The sequence below is a fragment of the Paenibacillus aurantiacus genome (assembly GCF_042431225.1).
In the GTDB taxonomy this organism is placed as follows: domain Bacteria; phylum Bacillota; class Bacilli; order Paenibacillales; family Paenibacillaceae; genus Paenibacillus_Z; species Paenibacillus_Z aurantiacus.
This window is the reverse complement of the sequence record NZ_JBHMDO010000043.1, coordinates 47,605-62,099: the sequence shown is the minus strand read 5'-3', so window position 1 is coordinate 62,099 and position 14,495 is coordinate 47,605. Positions and strand designations below refer to the sequence as shown.

The following is a 14,495-nucleotide window of genomic DNA, read 5'->3' as shown; positions in this document are numbered from 1 at the left end:
GTGGAAGTGCAGCAATGCATGCAGCTGACGAATACTAATCGGTCGAGGGCTTATCCTAAAATAACACAGCTGAAGTAAATGTGAGTTTCGTATCCAGTTTTCAGGGTGTAACACCTTGAATGTTTGGTGGCGATGGCGGAAGGGAACCACGCGTACCCATCCCGAACACGACCGTTAAGCCTTCCAGCGCCGATGGTACTTGGACCGCAGGGTCCTGGGAGAGTAGGACGTCGCCAAGCACGAATGACCGATCACAGTGATGTGGTCGGTTTTTTGTTGTTTCCCATGTTATCCGCATGTGGATAACCGTTAGAGTTTGAAGAAACACTAACAGCGTTCTTATTCGATAACACATGTGTATGAGGTGATACCAACATGGCGGAAAAGGCATTCTTGGCGTACTTTAATCGTCCGGATCAAGCGGAAGCGGCGTTGACGAACATGAAAGACATAACGGTTATTGCATCAGCTATTGACCGGTTTGACGGTTATCCAGGCGGCGGCGTAAGCAATACTATAAATCCATACGCAGGCGATTTCCAGGGACTCGGGCGTCTGACCTTGAACGGGGATTTTGATAATCCGGATGCTGGCGTATTAGCGGCAGCGAGTGTTAGTGCAAGCGGCATGAGCTCGGGCGGCCCGGAGAATCGGGTTTCGGGCAGGGATATTTTGTTGACGGTCATTGTCGATGCTGAGGATGCGGAACGAGTTGCACAAATTTTGGAGGACTGCGGAGCATTAAAGTAGCTTCGAGTACGCCGGACCAACCGAATAACTTGTACGTGGGAAAAGCTGCTGAGTGATGAGACTATTCACCGGCAGCTTGATTTGTCATAGATGGTGCTTCATCGTCAGCTGCAGTTTGTAGTGGAAGCGCCGGCGTGGGGGATAAGTCGTTTGAACTGTCGCGCTTTTGCACATATTCACACAGTTATCCACCTTCCACACATGACCAGTTTACTTGTTTTCGATTTTTTACGAGTTATTAACTTGTTGATAACTGGGTAAAATAGTCATAATACTAGAATGAATAATATAAGATAGAATCCGGCGGTAAGTGGTATATGCACAGATTTCCGATGCATCAAAAGCAATTCTTGTTTGACGCTGCTGACCTATAGGGTAATTATGTGCGGCTGTTAACAAGCGTAAGAGCTAGTCAGCTCGCCGTTATCGATCGGCAGAATCTCTTTTACGCATTGACAACTATGCATTAATGGTTCTTTGGCAGCCGGCGGTAATTGCCAAGCATTGTTTCATGCGATGTTTGACCAAATTTTTTATCAGTGAGTATTCGCATGTAGTGACGACCGACCAACTCCCTTCGATGTTGGGTCAATCCTGGCGCATAAATGCAAGCTTGCAGCCCAATCTATAGGGTGTACAGAATCGGCATTGCGTGCTATTGACCTTTGGGTAAAAACGCGTATAATGTAGTTAAAGTCAAAGAAAGTCAAAGTCAACTAAACTGATTTGTTTGACTTTTCCGGTATTGGCCGGCGGAATCGTTGTTTGTCAGCTGTAGGGAGGTTGGCGACGTGCGCAACATTTCCGATTTAATCGAGCAGTATTTGAAAGGCATGCTCCAAGAAAGCACGGATGGATCGGTTGAAATTCAGCGCAATGACTTGGCGGACCGATTTTCTTGCGTGCCTTCGCAAATCAATTACGTCATTAGCACCCGCTTTACATTGGAGAAAGGGTATTTGGTCGAGAGCAAGCGCGGCGGCGGCGGCTACATACGCATACAACGCGTTGAACTTCCGACGCTCAAGACGATTCAAGGTCATATCGCGCAGACGATTGGCAATGAAGTCGATCAAGCGGCCGCGGAAGGGCTGATTTATCAGCTGGAAGAAGCGGAGATGATCTCGAAGCGCGAAGCGAACCTGATTCGGGCCGCAATATCGCGCGATGTGATCGCGCTCAAGCTTCCGATACGCGACGAAGTCCGAGCGAGATTGCTCAAAGCCATGCTTATTACGCTTCTTGTGAAATGAGAACTGTTCGCTTAGAAGAAGCCGTATAAGACATCCGACTCCGTGTAAAGGACATGTATGGATGCGAAGCTTTAGGCGCATGCTTTCGAAGCGAGTTTTGCGTGCTGCGAAACGTTGAGGAGGGATACGCAACCATGCTTTGTCAGGAATGCGGCAAGAGGCCGGCCACGCTCCATTTTACGAAGATCGTTGGCGGCGAGAAGAACGAATTTCATATTTGTGAATCTTGCGCGCGCGAGAAGGGCGAAGGACTACCGGGAACGCCGAACGGATTTTCCATTCATAGTCTGTTATCCGGTTTGCTCGATTTTGAACCGGGCAATGGTGGGGCGAGCGGCGGATTCGCGATCAAACAGCCGGTTCGCTGCGACAAATGCGGTCTGACCTATGCTCAGTTCAGTAAAATGGGGCGTTTCGGCTGCAGCAAGTGCTACTCCCAATTCGGCGACAAAATCGATCCCATCCTGAAGCGCGTACACGGCTCAACAGCACACGTTGGGAAAGTCCCAAAAAGAGCCGGCACGGCAATCCAGCTGAAACGAGAAATCGAGACGCTGCGGCGCGAGCTTCAGGAGCACATCGAACGCGAAGAATTCGAGAACGCGGCCCAGCTGCGCGATCGCATTCGCGAGATAGAACGCAATGTTGCCGAAGGATAGCGCGCATACGCCGCAGAAGGGAGGAATAGCCTTGTCGAATCGATCATTTGCTCAACATGCGTTAAGCGACTGGATGCAGGGCACAGGCCCTGAAGCCGACATCGTTATTAGCAGCCGTATTCGGATTGCGCGCAATCTAAGGGGCCATCCTTTCCCGCTGCTGGCGACATCCGAACAATCCAGCGAAGTGATGGAGCGGCTCGTGACAGTTCCGGAGAGCGGACGGCTTAACGGGATAAGCGAATTCGAAACCATCCGGCTATCGGAGCTAAGCGAGCTCGAACGCAGAGTGCTCGTCGAGAAGCATCTGATTAGTCCGAATCTGGCGAACGAAGCGCGAAGCGGTGCGGTCATTTTAAGCCGTAACGAGTCCATCAGTATTATGGTGAACGAAGAGGATCATTTGCGGATCCAGGTGTTGTCCCCGGGCTTTCAAATTACGGAGGCGTGGGAGCTTGCAAGCCGCATTGACGATATATTCGAGGAAGTGGCGGATTACGCATTCGATGAGCGCCACGGTTATCTGACGAGCTGTCCGACCAACGTCGGGACCGGCATCCGGGCCTCGGTCATGATGCATTTGCCCGGCTTGGTGCTAACCCAGCAGATCAATCGCATTTTATCGGCGATTACGCAGGTGGGGTTGGCGGTTCGGGGGATTTACGGTGAAGGCAGCGAAGCGCTTGGCAATCTGTTTCAAATTTCGAATCAGATTACACTGGGCCAATCCGAGCACGAGATCATCGATAACTTGCACGGCGTGGCCAAACAAATCATCGATCACGAAAGGGCGGCGCGTTCGCGTATGCTGCAGGAGTCGAGAATTCGGCTCGAAGATCGGGTGTTCCGATCCTACGGCATTCTCTCGCACGCAGCTATCATGGATTCCAAGGAATCCGCACAGCGTCTGTCCGATGTAAGGCTTGGCATTGACCTTGGGTTGATCCAGCATGTGACGTCGAAGGCCATGAATGAATTAATGGTATTAACGCAGCCCGGTTTCCTCCAGCAAAATTCGGGAGAGAAATTGACCGCCGAACAGCGGGATATCCGGCGCGCTGAACTAATACGTCAACAGTTGCAAAGCGAATCCAATCATGGGGGTGTATGAACATGATGTTCGGAAGATTCACGGAACGTGCGCAGAAGGTGCTCGCGCTCGCGCAAGAAGAAGCGGTGCGACTTGGTCATAACAATATTGGCACGGAGCATATTTTGCTCGGCCTGAACCGGGAAGGGGAAGGCATCGCGGCGAAAGCGCTGATCGGTCTCGGCTTGAGTCTGGAGAAGATTCAAGACGAAGTGGAGACGCTGATCGGGCGCGGACAGGAGCAGCCGACGAACATTGCCTACACGCCGCGCGCGAAGAAAGTCATCGAACTGTCGATGGATGAGGCGCGCAAGCTCGGTCATACTTACGTCGGCACGGAGCATATCCTGCTCGGTCTTATTCGCGAAGGCGAAGGTGTTGCGGCGCGGGTACTCAACAACTTGGGAATCAGCTTGAACAAGGCGCGCCAGCAAGTGCTGCAGCTGCTTGGCAGCAGCGAAGCGGTCTCCAGCAGCCATGGCGCTCCGGCGAACGTGAGCACGCCGACGCTGGATGGTTTGGCTCGCGACTTGACGGCCTACGCGAAGGAAGGCAATCTGGATCCGGTTATCGGTCGCAGCAAAGAGATCGAGCGCGTCATTCAGGTGCTTAGCCGCCGGACGAAGAACAATCCGGTGCTCATCGGCGAACCGGGTGTCGGTAAGACAGCTATTGCCGAAGGGCTGGCACAGAAGATCATTGCTGGCGAGATTCCAGAGACGCTCCGCGACAAACGCGTCATGACGCTCGATATGGGCTCTGTCGTAGCAGGCACGAAGTACCGCGGTGAATTCGAGGACCGTCTGAAGAAGATCATGGATGAGATTCGCCAAGCGGGCAACATCATTCTGTTCATCGACGAGCTTCACACGCTCATCGGCGCTGGCGGAGCGGAAGGCGCCATCGACGCCTCTAACATCCTGAAGCCATCTTTGGCGCGTGGCGAGCTGCAGTGCATCGGCGCGACGACGCTGGATGAGTATCGCAAATACATCGAGAAAGACGCCGCGCTGGAGCGCCGCTTCCAACCGATTACGGTCGACCAGCCATCGCCGGAAGAGGCCATTCAAATCCTGACCGGCCTGCGCGACCGTTACGAGGCGCATCACCGCGTGAAAATCACGGACGACGCGATCGAAGCGGCGGTCAAATTGTCCGACCGTTATATCACGGACCGTTTCCTGCCGGACAAAGCGATCGATCTGATCGACGAGGCTTCTTCCAAAGTAAGGCTGAAAACGTACACGGTACCGCCTAACCTCAAGCAGCTGGAGAACCGTCTGGAGGATATCCGCAAGGAGAAAGACTCCGCGGTGCAAAGCCAGGAGTTCGAGAAAGCGGCGGCGCTGCGCGATACGGAACAGAAGCTCCGCGAGGAGCTCGACGTGACGCGCAACCAGTGGAAAGAAAAGCAAGGCCGCACCGATTCCGAGGTGACGCCAGAGGATATCGCGCAAGTCGTGGCAAGCTGGACGGGAGTCCCGGTCAGCAAGCTGGCCGAAGAAGAGACCGAGCGTCTGCTCAAAATGGAGGATATTCTCCATGACCGCGTCATCGGCCAAACCGATGCCGTCAAAGCGGTCTCGCGCGCCATCCGCCGCGCCCGTGCCGGTCTTAAGGACCCGAAACGTCCGATCGGCTCGTTCATCTTCCTTGGACCTACCGGCGTCGGCAAAACGGAGCTTGCCCGCGCGCTTGCGGAAGCGATGTTCGGCGACGAGAATGCGGTCATCCGCATCGATATGTCGGAGTACATGGAGAAACACTCCACGTCCCGTCTGGTCGGAGCGCCTCCGGGCTACGTCGGCTATGAAGAGGGCGGTCAACTGACGGAGAAAGTACGCCGCAAACCATACTCGGTCGTTCTTCTCGACGAGATTGAGAAGGCGCATCCGGAAGTATTCAATATTTTGCTTCAAGTGCTCGAGGACGGCCGCCTGACCGACTCCAAAGGCCGCGTGGTCGACTTCCGCAATACGCTTATCATCATGACGTCCAACGTCGGGGCGGATCAAATCAAGCGCAATTCGTCGCTCGGCTTCACGGCCGTGCACGATGCAGGCCGCGATTTCTCCCAAATGCGGGAGAAAGTCATGGGCGAGCTGAAGAAAAGCTTCCGTCCGGAGTTCTTGAACCGGATCGACGAGACGATCGTATTCCACTCGCTGGAGCAAGAGCACATTGCCGAGATCGTCACGCTTATGTCCGAGGAGCTTCGCAAACGTCTGCGCGAGCAGGAAGTGGACTTTACGCTGACGGATTCGGCCAAAGCATTCCTGGCGAAAGAAGGCTTCGACCCGGCGTATGGCGCGCGTCCGCTGCGCCGCGCGATCCAGAAGCACATCGAGGATCGCCTGTCCGAAGATTTGCTGCTCGGCAAAATCAGCAAAGGCGACACGCTCGTCATCGACGAGAAAGACGGTCAGCTGACCGTTACGCATACGGAACCGGCGCAAGAAGAGCCTGCGACCAAATAATAACGAATGAGGACTTTCCCGTTTCGAACGGGAGAGTCCTTTTTTCTTTGCTTCCACGGCGGTCTACTGATACACTTGAAAAGGTGAGAACGTATGATCGTACTCCCGTTAACGAATCCAAGTCCCGTGCGAGCCGTAATAAAAAGTAGCACCATGACTGCATCCAATGGTAAACTTTGAAATGTACCCTTGCACATGAGAAGGAGCCGCTAATGGCAAAACTTAAAGTGAAATTCGCTTGTACCGACTGTGGGACGGAGTCGCCGAAATGGCTGGGCAAGTGCCCGGGCTGCGGTGCTTGGAACACGATGGTGGAAGAGAAAGAAACCGTCGTCAAGACGCAGGGCATGGGCTCTTCGCTCATTCAGACGAAAGAAAAGCCGCGTCCCATCATACACATAGAAAGCGGGCAGGAACCGCGCATCGAAACCCGACTGCAGGAACTGAACCGCGTGCTTGGCGGAGGCGTGATGCCAGGATCGCTTATTCTGGTCGGAGGAGACCCGGGCATCGGCAAATCCACGCTGCTGCTTCAGACCTCCCACGCGCTCGCTTCCAAAGGATTGAAAGTGCTTTACATTTCGGGAGAGGAATCCGTTCGCCAAACGAGACTGCGCGCAGATCGACTCGGTGCGCTAACGGATAAGCTGTACGTCCTGTGCGAAACGAATATGGATCAGGTGAACGAGGCGATCGAAGCGGTGGCGCCCGATTTTCTCGTCATCGATTCGATTCAGACGGTGTACGATCCGAGCGTGCAGTCCGCGCCGGGAAGCGTCTCGCAGGTGCGGGAATGCACGGCGCATTTCATGCGGGTCGCGAAGATTAAAGGCATTGCGACCGTACTGGTTGGCCATGTCACCAAAGAGGGGGCCATTGCGGGGCCGCGATTGCTTGAACATATGGTGGATTGCGTCCTCTACTTCGAGGGCGAGCGTCATCACAGCTATCGTCTGCTGCGTGCCGTGAAGAATCGTTTCGGCTCCACGAACGAGATCGGGATCTTCGAAATGGGCGAGTCGGGTCTGCGCGAAGTGAGCAATCCGTCTGAGCTGTTCTTATCGGAGCGGCCGCTCGGCGTATCGGGTTCAACGGTCGTGGCGAGCATGGAGGGCACGCGTCCGGTGCTGGTAGAACTGCAGGCGCTGGTGGCCACCACGAATTTCCCATCGCCGCGAAGGATGTCCACGGGTATCGATCATAACCGGATGGCGCTTATCATCGCAGTGCTGGAGAAGCGAATGGGGATGTTTTTGCAGACACAGGACGCTTATCTGAACGTGGCCGGCGGCGTGAAGCTGGACGAACCGGCGGTGGATTTGGCCGCAGCCGTCAGCATTGCCTCGAGTTTCCGTGACGCGCCAACCAGGCCGTTCGACGTTATTTTTGGCGAGATCGGACTGACGGGCGAAGTGAGGGCGGTGGCCCGGGCCGAGCAGCGAGTGAAGGAAGCGCACAAGTTAGGGTTCAAACGCGTGATTATGCCGGAGAAAAGTCTTAAAGGCTGGAGTCCGCCGGCTGGCATTGAAATTATCGGCATCGAAACGGTTTCGGACGCGCTGAAGGCGGCGCTTGGGTAGAGGGGGCAAATAATGAAGGAGCCGAGTCAACAGGAAATAATGAACCAACTGCTGCAGATGGTTGCACCCGGCACAGCATTTCGGGATGGGTTGGAGAATGTGCTTCGGGCGAAGACAGGCGCGCTGATCGTCGTCGGGTATAGCCCGGAAGTGATGGAAGTCGTCGATGGCGGCTTCTCCATCAATTGCGATTTCTCCCCGAACTATTTGTATGAACTGGCCAAAATGGACGGTGCGATCATCCTGAGCGAGGATCGCAAACGGATACTATACGCGAATACGCAGCTTATCCCGGACAGTTCGATATCGTCGAGCGAGACGGGGATCCGGCACCGGACGGCGGAGCGGGTGGCCAAGCAGACGGGAAAACTCGTCGTGTCGATATCGCAGCGGCGCAACGTCATTACGCTTTATCAGGGCCAACTGCGCTATTCGCTGAAAGAGATGGGCGTCATTCTGACGAAGGCGAATCAGGCGATTCAGACGCTGGAGAAGTATAAGGCCGTGCTGAGCCAATCGTTCACGAACCTGTCGGCTTCCGAGTTCGAAGAGCTCGTCACGCTGCAGGAGGTTGCCCATGTCGTCAAACGGGTAGAAATGGTTATCCGGGTCAAGATGGAAATCAAACGCTATGTGAATGAGCTGGGGACGGAAGGCAGACTAATCTCCATGCAGATGGAGGAGCTTGTCGGCGGCGTCGAGGAGGAACTATGGTTCTTGCTCAAGGATTATGCGAAGGAAGCGAGCGAGGAACGTATTCGTGACATCCGCAACAGCATCCGTAAGCTGACGAGCGAGGATTTGCTGGACGTGCCGCCGATTATCAAGCTGCTCGGTTATGCGGGGACAGCCGCGGAAGAGATGGTCGCGCCGCGCGGCTACCGGCTGCTGAGCAAAATTCCGCGGCTGCCGGCGGTTATTATGAACAACTTGGTGGAACACTTTGATCATCTTCCGCACATCCTGATGGCGACCATCGAGGAGTTGGACGCGGTAGACGGAATTGGCGAGGTTCGCGCACGCGCGATCAAAGAAGGACTAAAGCGGATCCAAGAGCAGATGTTCATTGACAGGCAAATTTAAATCCCATACAATGTGAAGATGCGCCATAATGGTTGGATTTTACAGGTGAATGGACGCAAGCGTTTATTCACTTTTGGGGCATAGTAAAGATGAGGTGGAGCTTAATGTTTACGAAATCGATACCGAGTCTTTTCACCGTGGCGAATTTATTTCTAGGCATCGTCGCGATTATCCTCATCTTCCCGGAGAATGCGCGGTACGATTTGGCGGCAATGATGGTCATCATCGCCATGCTCATGGACGGGGTAGACGGACGGGTCGCCCGCGCGTTGAATGCGCAGAGCGAATTCGGCAAAGAACTCGATTCCTTATCCGATGTCATATCTTTCGGCGTAGCGCCGGCTTTCATTATGTACAGCGTGGCCTTTCAGGAGTTAAGCGCGGCACCGGCTTGGATTATCACCGCGTTGTTCCCGATCTGCGGGGCACTCCGGTTGGCTCGGTTTAACGTCATTACCAGCCACGCGGGTTACTTTATCGGACTTCCGATTCCTGCCGCGGGCGGCGTGCTTGCCACGCTTGCGCTGTTTCACAAGGAGATTCCAGTCGTCGTGCTGATGGTCAGTACGCTTGTATTGTCCTTCTTGATGGTCAGCACAGTGAAGTATCCGAACTTCAAGAAGGTTGGCATACCTCGCAATGCGGTGTGGGTCGTACCGATCGTCGTTCTGATCTCGGTCGGGCTAGCGCTTTGGCTGCCGCAGCATTTATCCAAAATCATTTTCGTGCCGCTCGTACTTTACGCGCTGTACGGCCTAAAAAAAAACGTTGATCGCCGCCTTCCTTGGCGCAACCGCAAACGCCGCAAAGACGCACAGGACGATCCGGTGCAATCGGAGCATAGTGCGTAAATCCATTGTGATCAACGGTGAAGAACCCGGACATAGACGAACCGCCCTGCACATCCTCGAAGGATGGTGCAAGGCGGTTCTTTGTGTTGTCGTCTTATTGACCGGTTATGATAAGTGCGTAACGCTCGTCATAGGTGAAAGGGCTTACGTTAGGTTGAACAAGCCGAGGGTGGCGCACTTGTTCGACTCGTGCGAAACGACTTCGTCGAGCTTAATGTCCAGTAAATTGCACATGGCGGACATGTAGAACAAATTGCGGCCGAGCTCGTTCTTGATGGCGTCCTTGCAATGCTCGCACAGTTCGCCGGAAATATGGTGATGCAGCTTCGTTTTTGCCTGTTCCAAATTGACGTCGTCAGGGTATTCCTGCTTGCGTGCGTTCAACTCGACACATCCACATTCGGTCACGGATTTCGCAACGGCACGGTTAACGGCCGCGCCGGATTGGCCGTACTTCGATAACACATCCAGCAAGCTCCGGTGCCGCAGCAGAAGTTCGGATACTTGCTGCTGAAATTGCTCCAGCGTCGGGGTGCTCATCGATTCCACCTCATTTCGGGATTGGCAGTGCTCCCCTCTATTATAAGCCTCGTGGGCGGTCATTTCAAAAGACTTTTATCATCTTGATTTTCCTCCAAAAAGTGTAAGCTTCCCACGGTTAACCTGTGAAATATTGGCGCATAATTGTAATGGAGGTGGATTCATGTGATGAAACGAATTATTCAAACCATTGGCTTGTTATTCGGCGGGATGGCCGGAGCGCAAACGTATGGGTGGATGAATGCGGGCGCGGTGTGGGCTACCCAATCTTACGGCATGCTCCAACGGTCCGGTAGTTATTATTTGAACGCCGGCATCGGCGCGTTGTGCGGTCTTGTCTTGGCAACCATGCTGTCGGGCACGATTATTCGATTGGTGGAACGGGGAGCGGAACGCGCGTCGTCGCTGCCAATGGGACAGCTTTTATCCGGCGGAGCGGGACTTGCCGGCGGACTTGTTTTGTCGGCGCTGCTTTATCCGGCCGTATCGGGTTTGTCCGGCATCGGGCTATTCATACCGGTATGCATGACGTTATTCTTCGGTTACTTCGGCTTACGGATTGGACTGAGCAAACAAACGGAGCTGGAAGCGGGCGTCGGCGCGTTGCTCGCGCAGCGTGCGAAAGCGGCTGGTCCGAGCGAGGACAGCACCTACGAGGAACATAAAATTTTGGACACCAGCGTCATTATCGATGGCCGGATCGCCGATATTTGCAAAACCGGGTTTATCGAGGGGACGCTCGTCATTCCGGAATTCGTACTAGAAGAGCTGCAGCACATCGCGGATTCGTCGGATCTGCTCAAACGCAATCGGGGGCGGCGTGGTCTGGATATATTGAACAAGATCCAGAAGGAACTCGACGTGAAGGTGCTCATCTATGAAGGCGATATGGAAGAAGGCGAAGTCGACAGCAAACTGGTCAAGCTGGCGAAGGCGCTTCACGGCAAAGTGGTGACCAATGACTTCAACTTGAACAAAGTGTGCGAACTGCAGGGCGTGTCGGTGCTGAACATCAACGATCTGGCCAATGCGGTCAAGCCGGTCGTATTGCCGGGCGAAGAAATCGTCGTTCAGGTCATTAAGGACGGCAAGGAGCACGGCCAAGGCGTCGCGTATCTGGATGACGGCACGATGATCGTCGTCGAAGGCGGACGGGACTTTATCGGCACGACGATGGAGGTCCTCGTAACGAGCGTGCTGCAAACGTCGGCGGGACGGATGATTTTCGCGAAGCCGAAGTTGTTGGAAAAAGCGCTGTAACACGGTATGATAGTAAGCGTGCGATGCCGTTACGAAGGCATGGCGAGTTTACAGCGAGGCGGTTGAAGGGAATGCCGGGAACGAAGGCGCAATGGGGCGTCGTCATCGTAGCTGCGGGACGCGGCACGCGGATGGGGACCAAAGAAAGCAAGCAATATTTGCTGCTGCAGGACAAGCCGGTGCTTGTACATACGATGGAACTGTTCCAAGGCATGGCCGATGTCGAAGAGGTTGTGCTGGTCGTCGGTGAAAGCGACGTATCCCGCTGCGAGACGTTCGCGCGCGAATATGGCCTGTCGAAAGTAACGGCGGTCGTAGAGGGCGGAAGCGAGCGTCAGCATTCGGTACTGCGCGGCCTGCGGGCGATCGGCACGGAGTGGGTCATGGTACATGACGGCGTGCGTCCGCTCGTCAGCGCCGAAGCGGTCCGCCGGTGCATGCGCGAGGCGGAGCGTTCCGAGGCTTGCGTGCTGGCCGTTCCCGTTAAGGATACAATCAAGCAAGTCAATGAAGCCGGCGTAATCACGGCGACGCCGGACCGGAGAAGCTTGTGGGCGATTCAAACGCCGCAAGCTTTTCGGCATGCTCGGCTTGTGGAAGCGCATGAACGCGCGGTCGCGGACGGCTTCGTCGGCACCGACGACGCGGTCGTGGTCGAACGGTATGGCGGCATAGTCGTAACGGTAGCTGAAGGCGAGTATACCAACATCAAAATCACGACGCCGGAGGATTTGCCTTATGCGTCCTTTCTGCTTGGCCAGCGGAGTTCGGCATCGGCAGAAAGATAAGGGGTTCATCGCCCCACGACAGATAATATGGGAACGAGGAGAGAACGAGCATGATTCGAGTGGGACAAGGTTTTGACGTGCATCAACTGATAGAAGGACGTCCGTGCATTATCGGCGGCGTCACGATTCCGTATGAGAAAGGATTGCTGGGCCACTCCGATGCCGACGTACTGCTGCATGCAATCAGCGATGCCGTGCTGGGCGCGCTGGGATTAGGCGATATCGGCAAGCATTTTCCGGATACGGACGAAGCGTTCAAGGACGCGGACAGCTTGAAACTCCTTCAGCATGTATGGGGGTTGGCGAAGGAGCGGGGCTACAAGCTGGGCAATATCGATTCGACAATCATTGCGCAGCGTCCGAAGATGGCGCCGTATATTCCGCAAATGGCGCAGGTGATCGCGGATGCGCTCGAGGCCGATGAGCTCTCCCAGGTGAACGTCAAAGCAACGACGACCGAGCAGCTCGGATTCACTGGACGTGGCGAAGGGATCGCTGCTCAGTCGGTTGTCTGCCTTGTAAAGAGTGTGCTATGATCGTGGGATAAATCGGGAAGCAGGGGAAGGAGCTTGAGCGCAATGTCTGATCAAATTCGGGTGCGTTACGCGCCATCGCCGACGGGGCATTTGCATATCGGCAATGCAAGAACGGCCTTATTCAACTATTTGTTCGCCCGCAATCGCGGCGGCAAGTTCATCATACGGATTGAAGATACCGACCTGAAGCGGAATATCGAGGGCGGCGAAGAGAGCCAACTGACATATCTGAAGTGGCTCGGCATTGATTGGGATGAAAGCATCGATATCGGCGGGGGTTATGGACCGTACCGTCAGACGGAGCGTCTGGACATTTATAAGGAATACTCGCAGGATCTGCTCGACCGCGGCTTGGCGTACAAGTGCTACATGACCGAGGAAGAGTTGGAGCGGGAGTTCGAGGAGCAGAAGGCGCGCGGCGAGATGCCGGGCTATTCCGGCGCGCACCGCAACCTGACGGAAGAGCAGCGCCAGGCGTTCGAAGCCGAGGGTCGCATCCCGACGATTCGCTTCCGCATCCCGACAGGCCGTACATATACGTGGGACGATATGGTCAAAGGCACGATCAGCATCGAAGCCGAAGGCACGAACGACTTCGTTATCGTGAAGCGCGACGGTATCCCGACGTATAACTTCGCCGTGGCGGTGGACGACCACCTCATGAAGATCAGCCACGTGCTCCGCGGGGAAGATCATATCTCCAACACGCCGCGCCAGCTGATGATCTATGAAGCGCTCGGCTGGGAGCCGCCGCAGTTCGGCCACATGACGCTTATCGTCAACGAGAACCGCAAGAAGCTCAGCAAGCGCGACGAGTCGATCATCCAATTCATCGAGCAGTACGATTCGCTCGGCTATCTGCCGGAAGCGATGTTCAACTTCATCACGCTGCTGGGCTGGTCGCCGGAAGGCGAGCAGGAGATCTTCACCCGCGAGGAGCTTATTCAAGCATTCGATCCCGCGCGCCTGTCGAAGAGTCCGGCCGTATTCGATACGAACAAGCTGAGCTGGATGAATAACGAATACATCAAGAAGCTTGCGCTGCCGCGCGTGGTCGACCTGTGCCTGCCGCATCTGCAGCAAGCCGGTCGCTTACCGGAACAGCTCGATCAAGAGCAGCGTGACTGGGCCAGCGCGTTGATCGCCTTGTATCAGGACAAACTGCGCGCAGGTTCCGACATTGTTCCGCTGACGGAGTTGTTCTTCCAGGCGGAAGCGATCGACGAGGAAGAAGCGAAGGTCGTGCTCGCCGAAGAGCAGGTGCCAACCGTGCTTCGCGCCTTTGCAGAGCAAGTCGCGGCTATCGAGACGTTCAACGCAGAATCCATCAAGGCGGCGATCAAGGCTGTGCAGCAGTCGACCGGCTGCAAAGGCAAGCAGCTGTTCATGCCGATTCGCGCCGCGCTGACCGGGCAGACGCATGGTCCGGACCTCAACGAGACGATCGCGCTGCTTGGCCAAGCCAACGTGCAAGCTCGTCTTCAAGCGAGACTATAGGAATGAGAGGGGGAGCGCGGACCCGGGCGTAAGCGGGCTTGCGCTCCTCTGATTGTTCTGAGGCCGCTGTGTGAGCTCCTGGTGCGCAGCTAGGCTGCTGCGCATAAGACGCCAGTCAAGCTTACCCACTT

The 14,495-nt window shown here is 55.2% G+C and carries 13 protein-coding genes and 1 rRNA gene; 13 read left to right on the top strand and 1 reads right to left on the bottom strand.

Annotated elements, in window-relative coordinates:
• Positions 1-122: 122 nt before the first annotated feature.
• From rrf to pssA, 9 genes are all read left to right on the top strand, one after another.
• Positions 123-239 (top strand): 5S ribosomal RNA (gene rrf / locus ACFFSY_RS26775).
• 136 nt (positions 240-375) lie between these two features.
• Entirely contained in the window at positions 376-750 is a 375-nt protein-coding gene (locus ACFFSY_RS26770) for a hypothetical protein (protein WP_377499928.1), read from the top strand.
• A 791-nt stretch (positions 751-1,541) separates the two neighbouring features.
• Positions 1,542-2,003: a CtsR family transcriptional regulator gene (locus tag ACFFSY_RS26765; RefSeq protein WP_377499926.1), complete on the top strand. Its 462-nt coding sequence runs from the start codon at positions 1,542-1,544 to the stop codon at positions 2,001-2,003.
• Between the two features lie 134 nt (positions 2,004-2,137).
• Positions 2,138-2,662, top strand: coding sequence for a protein-arginine kinase activator protein McsA (mcsA, locus tag ACFFSY_RS26760; protein WP_377499923.1), 525 nt, complete (start codon positions 2,138-2,140; stop codon positions 2,660-2,662).
• A 31-nt stretch (positions 2,663-2,693) separates the two neighbouring features.
• Entirely contained in the window at positions 2,694-3,773 is a 1,080-nt protein-coding gene (mcsB, locus tag ACFFSY_RS26755) for a protein-arginine kinase McsB (protein WP_377499921.1), read from the top strand.
• Between the two features lie 2 nt (positions 3,774-3,775).
• The gene (gene clpC, locus ACFFSY_RS26750; protein ID WP_377499919.1) at positions 3,776-6,229 is read left to right on the top strand and encodes an ATP-dependent protease ATP-binding subunit ClpC; all 2,454 of its coding nucleotides are present in this window, start codon (positions 3,776-3,778) and stop codon (positions 6,227-6,229) included.
• Between the two features lie 212 nt (positions 6,230-6,441).
• Positions 6,442-7,809, top strand: coding sequence for a DNA repair protein RadA (radA, locus tag ACFFSY_RS26745; RefSeq protein WP_377499917.1), 1,368 nt, complete (start codon positions 6,442-6,444; stop codon positions 7,807-7,809).
• 12 nt (positions 7,810-7,821) lie between these two features.
• Positions 7,822-8,892, top strand: a complete 1,071-nt coding sequence (disA, locus tag ACFFSY_RS26740; protein ID WP_377499915.1) for a DNA integrity scanning diadenylate cyclase DisA — start codon at positions 7,822-7,824, stop codon at positions 8,890-8,892.
• 104 nt (positions 8,893-8,996) lie between these two features.
• Positions 8,997-9,743: a CDP-diacylglycerol--serine O-phosphatidyltransferase gene (gene pssA / locus ACFFSY_RS26735; RefSeq protein ID WP_377499913.1), complete on the top strand. Its 747-nt coding sequence runs from the start codon at positions 8,997-8,999 to the stop codon at positions 9,741-9,743.
• A gap of 144 nt (positions 9,744-9,887) precedes the next feature.
• Here the strand turns inward: pssA and ACFFSY_RS26730 are convergent, their stop codons facing one another.
• A complete protein-coding gene (locus ACFFSY_RS26730; RefSeq protein WP_377499911.1) occupies positions 9,888-10,283 on the bottom strand; it encodes a nucleoside triphosphate pyrophosphohydrolase family protein in 396 nt (131 codons plus the stop codon).
• Between the two features lie 168 nt (positions 10,284-10,451).
• Between ACFFSY_RS26730 and ACFFSY_RS26725 the strand changes: the two genes are divergently transcribed.
• From ACFFSY_RS26725 to gltX, 4 genes are all read left to right on the top strand, one after another.
• Entirely contained in the window at positions 10,452-11,543 is a 1,092-nt protein-coding gene (locus tag ACFFSY_RS26725; RefSeq protein ID WP_377499909.1) for a PIN/TRAM domain-containing protein, read from the top strand.
• 71 nt (positions 11,544-11,614) lie between these two features.
• Entirely contained in the window at positions 11,615-12,331 is a 717-nt protein-coding gene (gene ispD, locus ACFFSY_RS26720) for a 2-C-methyl-D-erythritol 4-phosphate cytidylyltransferase (protein ID WP_377499907.1), read from the top strand.
• 50 nt (positions 12,332-12,381) lie between these two features.
• Positions 12,382-12,867, top strand: a complete 486-nt coding sequence (gene ispF, locus ACFFSY_RS26715) for a 2-C-methyl-D-erythritol 2,4-cyclodiphosphate synthase (RefSeq protein ID WP_377499905.1) — start codon at positions 12,382-12,384, stop codon at positions 12,865-12,867.
• A gap of 42 nt (positions 12,868-12,909) precedes the next feature.
• The gene (gene gltX, locus ACFFSY_RS26710; protein WP_377499903.1) at positions 12,910-14,364 is read left to right on the top strand and encodes a glutamate--tRNA ligase; all 1,455 of its coding nucleotides are present in this window, start codon (positions 12,910-12,912) and stop codon (positions 14,362-14,364) included.
• Positions 14,365-14,495 lie beyond the last annotated feature (131 nt).

Bases quoted from the DNA above. Each gene is read 5' to 3' on its own strand.
- ACFFSY_RS26770 (WP_377499928.1), top strand. From the start codon at position 376: ATGGCGGAAAAGGCATTCTTGGCGTACTTTAATCGTCCGGATCAAGCG.
- mcsA (WP_377499923.1), top strand. From the start codon at position 2,138: ATGCTTTGTCAGGAATGCGGCAAGAGGCCGGCCACGCTCCATTTTACG.
- clpC (WP_377499919.1), top strand. From the start codon at position 3,776: ATGATGTTCGGAAGATTCACGGAACGTGCGCAGAAGGTGCTCGCGCTC.
- radA (WP_377499917.1), top strand. From the start codon at position 6,442: ATGGCAAAACTTAAAGTGAAATTCGCTTGTACCGACTGTGGGACGGAG.
- disA (WP_377499915.1), top strand. From the start codon at position 7,822: ATGAAGGAGCCGAGTCAACAGGAAATAATGAACCAACTGCTGCAGATG.
- pssA (WP_377499913.1), top strand. From the start codon at position 8,997: ATGTTTACGAAATCGATACCGAGTCTTTTCACCGTGGCGAATTTATTT.
- ACFFSY_RS26730 (WP_377499911.1), bottom strand. From the start codon at position 10,283: ATGAGCACCCCGACGCTGGAGCAATTTCAGCAGCAAGTATCCGAACTT.
- ACFFSY_RS26725 (WP_377499909.1), top strand. From the start codon at position 10,452: ATGAAACGAATTATTCAAACCATTGGCTTGTTATTCGGCGGGATGGCC.
- ispD (WP_377499907.1), top strand. From the start codon at position 11,615: ATGCCGGGAACGAAGGCGCAATGGGGCGTCGTCATCGTAGCTGCGGGA.
- ispF (WP_377499905.1), top strand. From the start codon at position 12,382: ATGATTCGAGTGGGACAAGGTTTTGACGTGCATCAACTGATAGAAGGA.
- gltX (WP_377499903.1), top strand. From the start codon at position 12,910: ATGTCTGATCAAATTCGGGTGCGTTACGCGCCATCGCCGACGGGGCAT.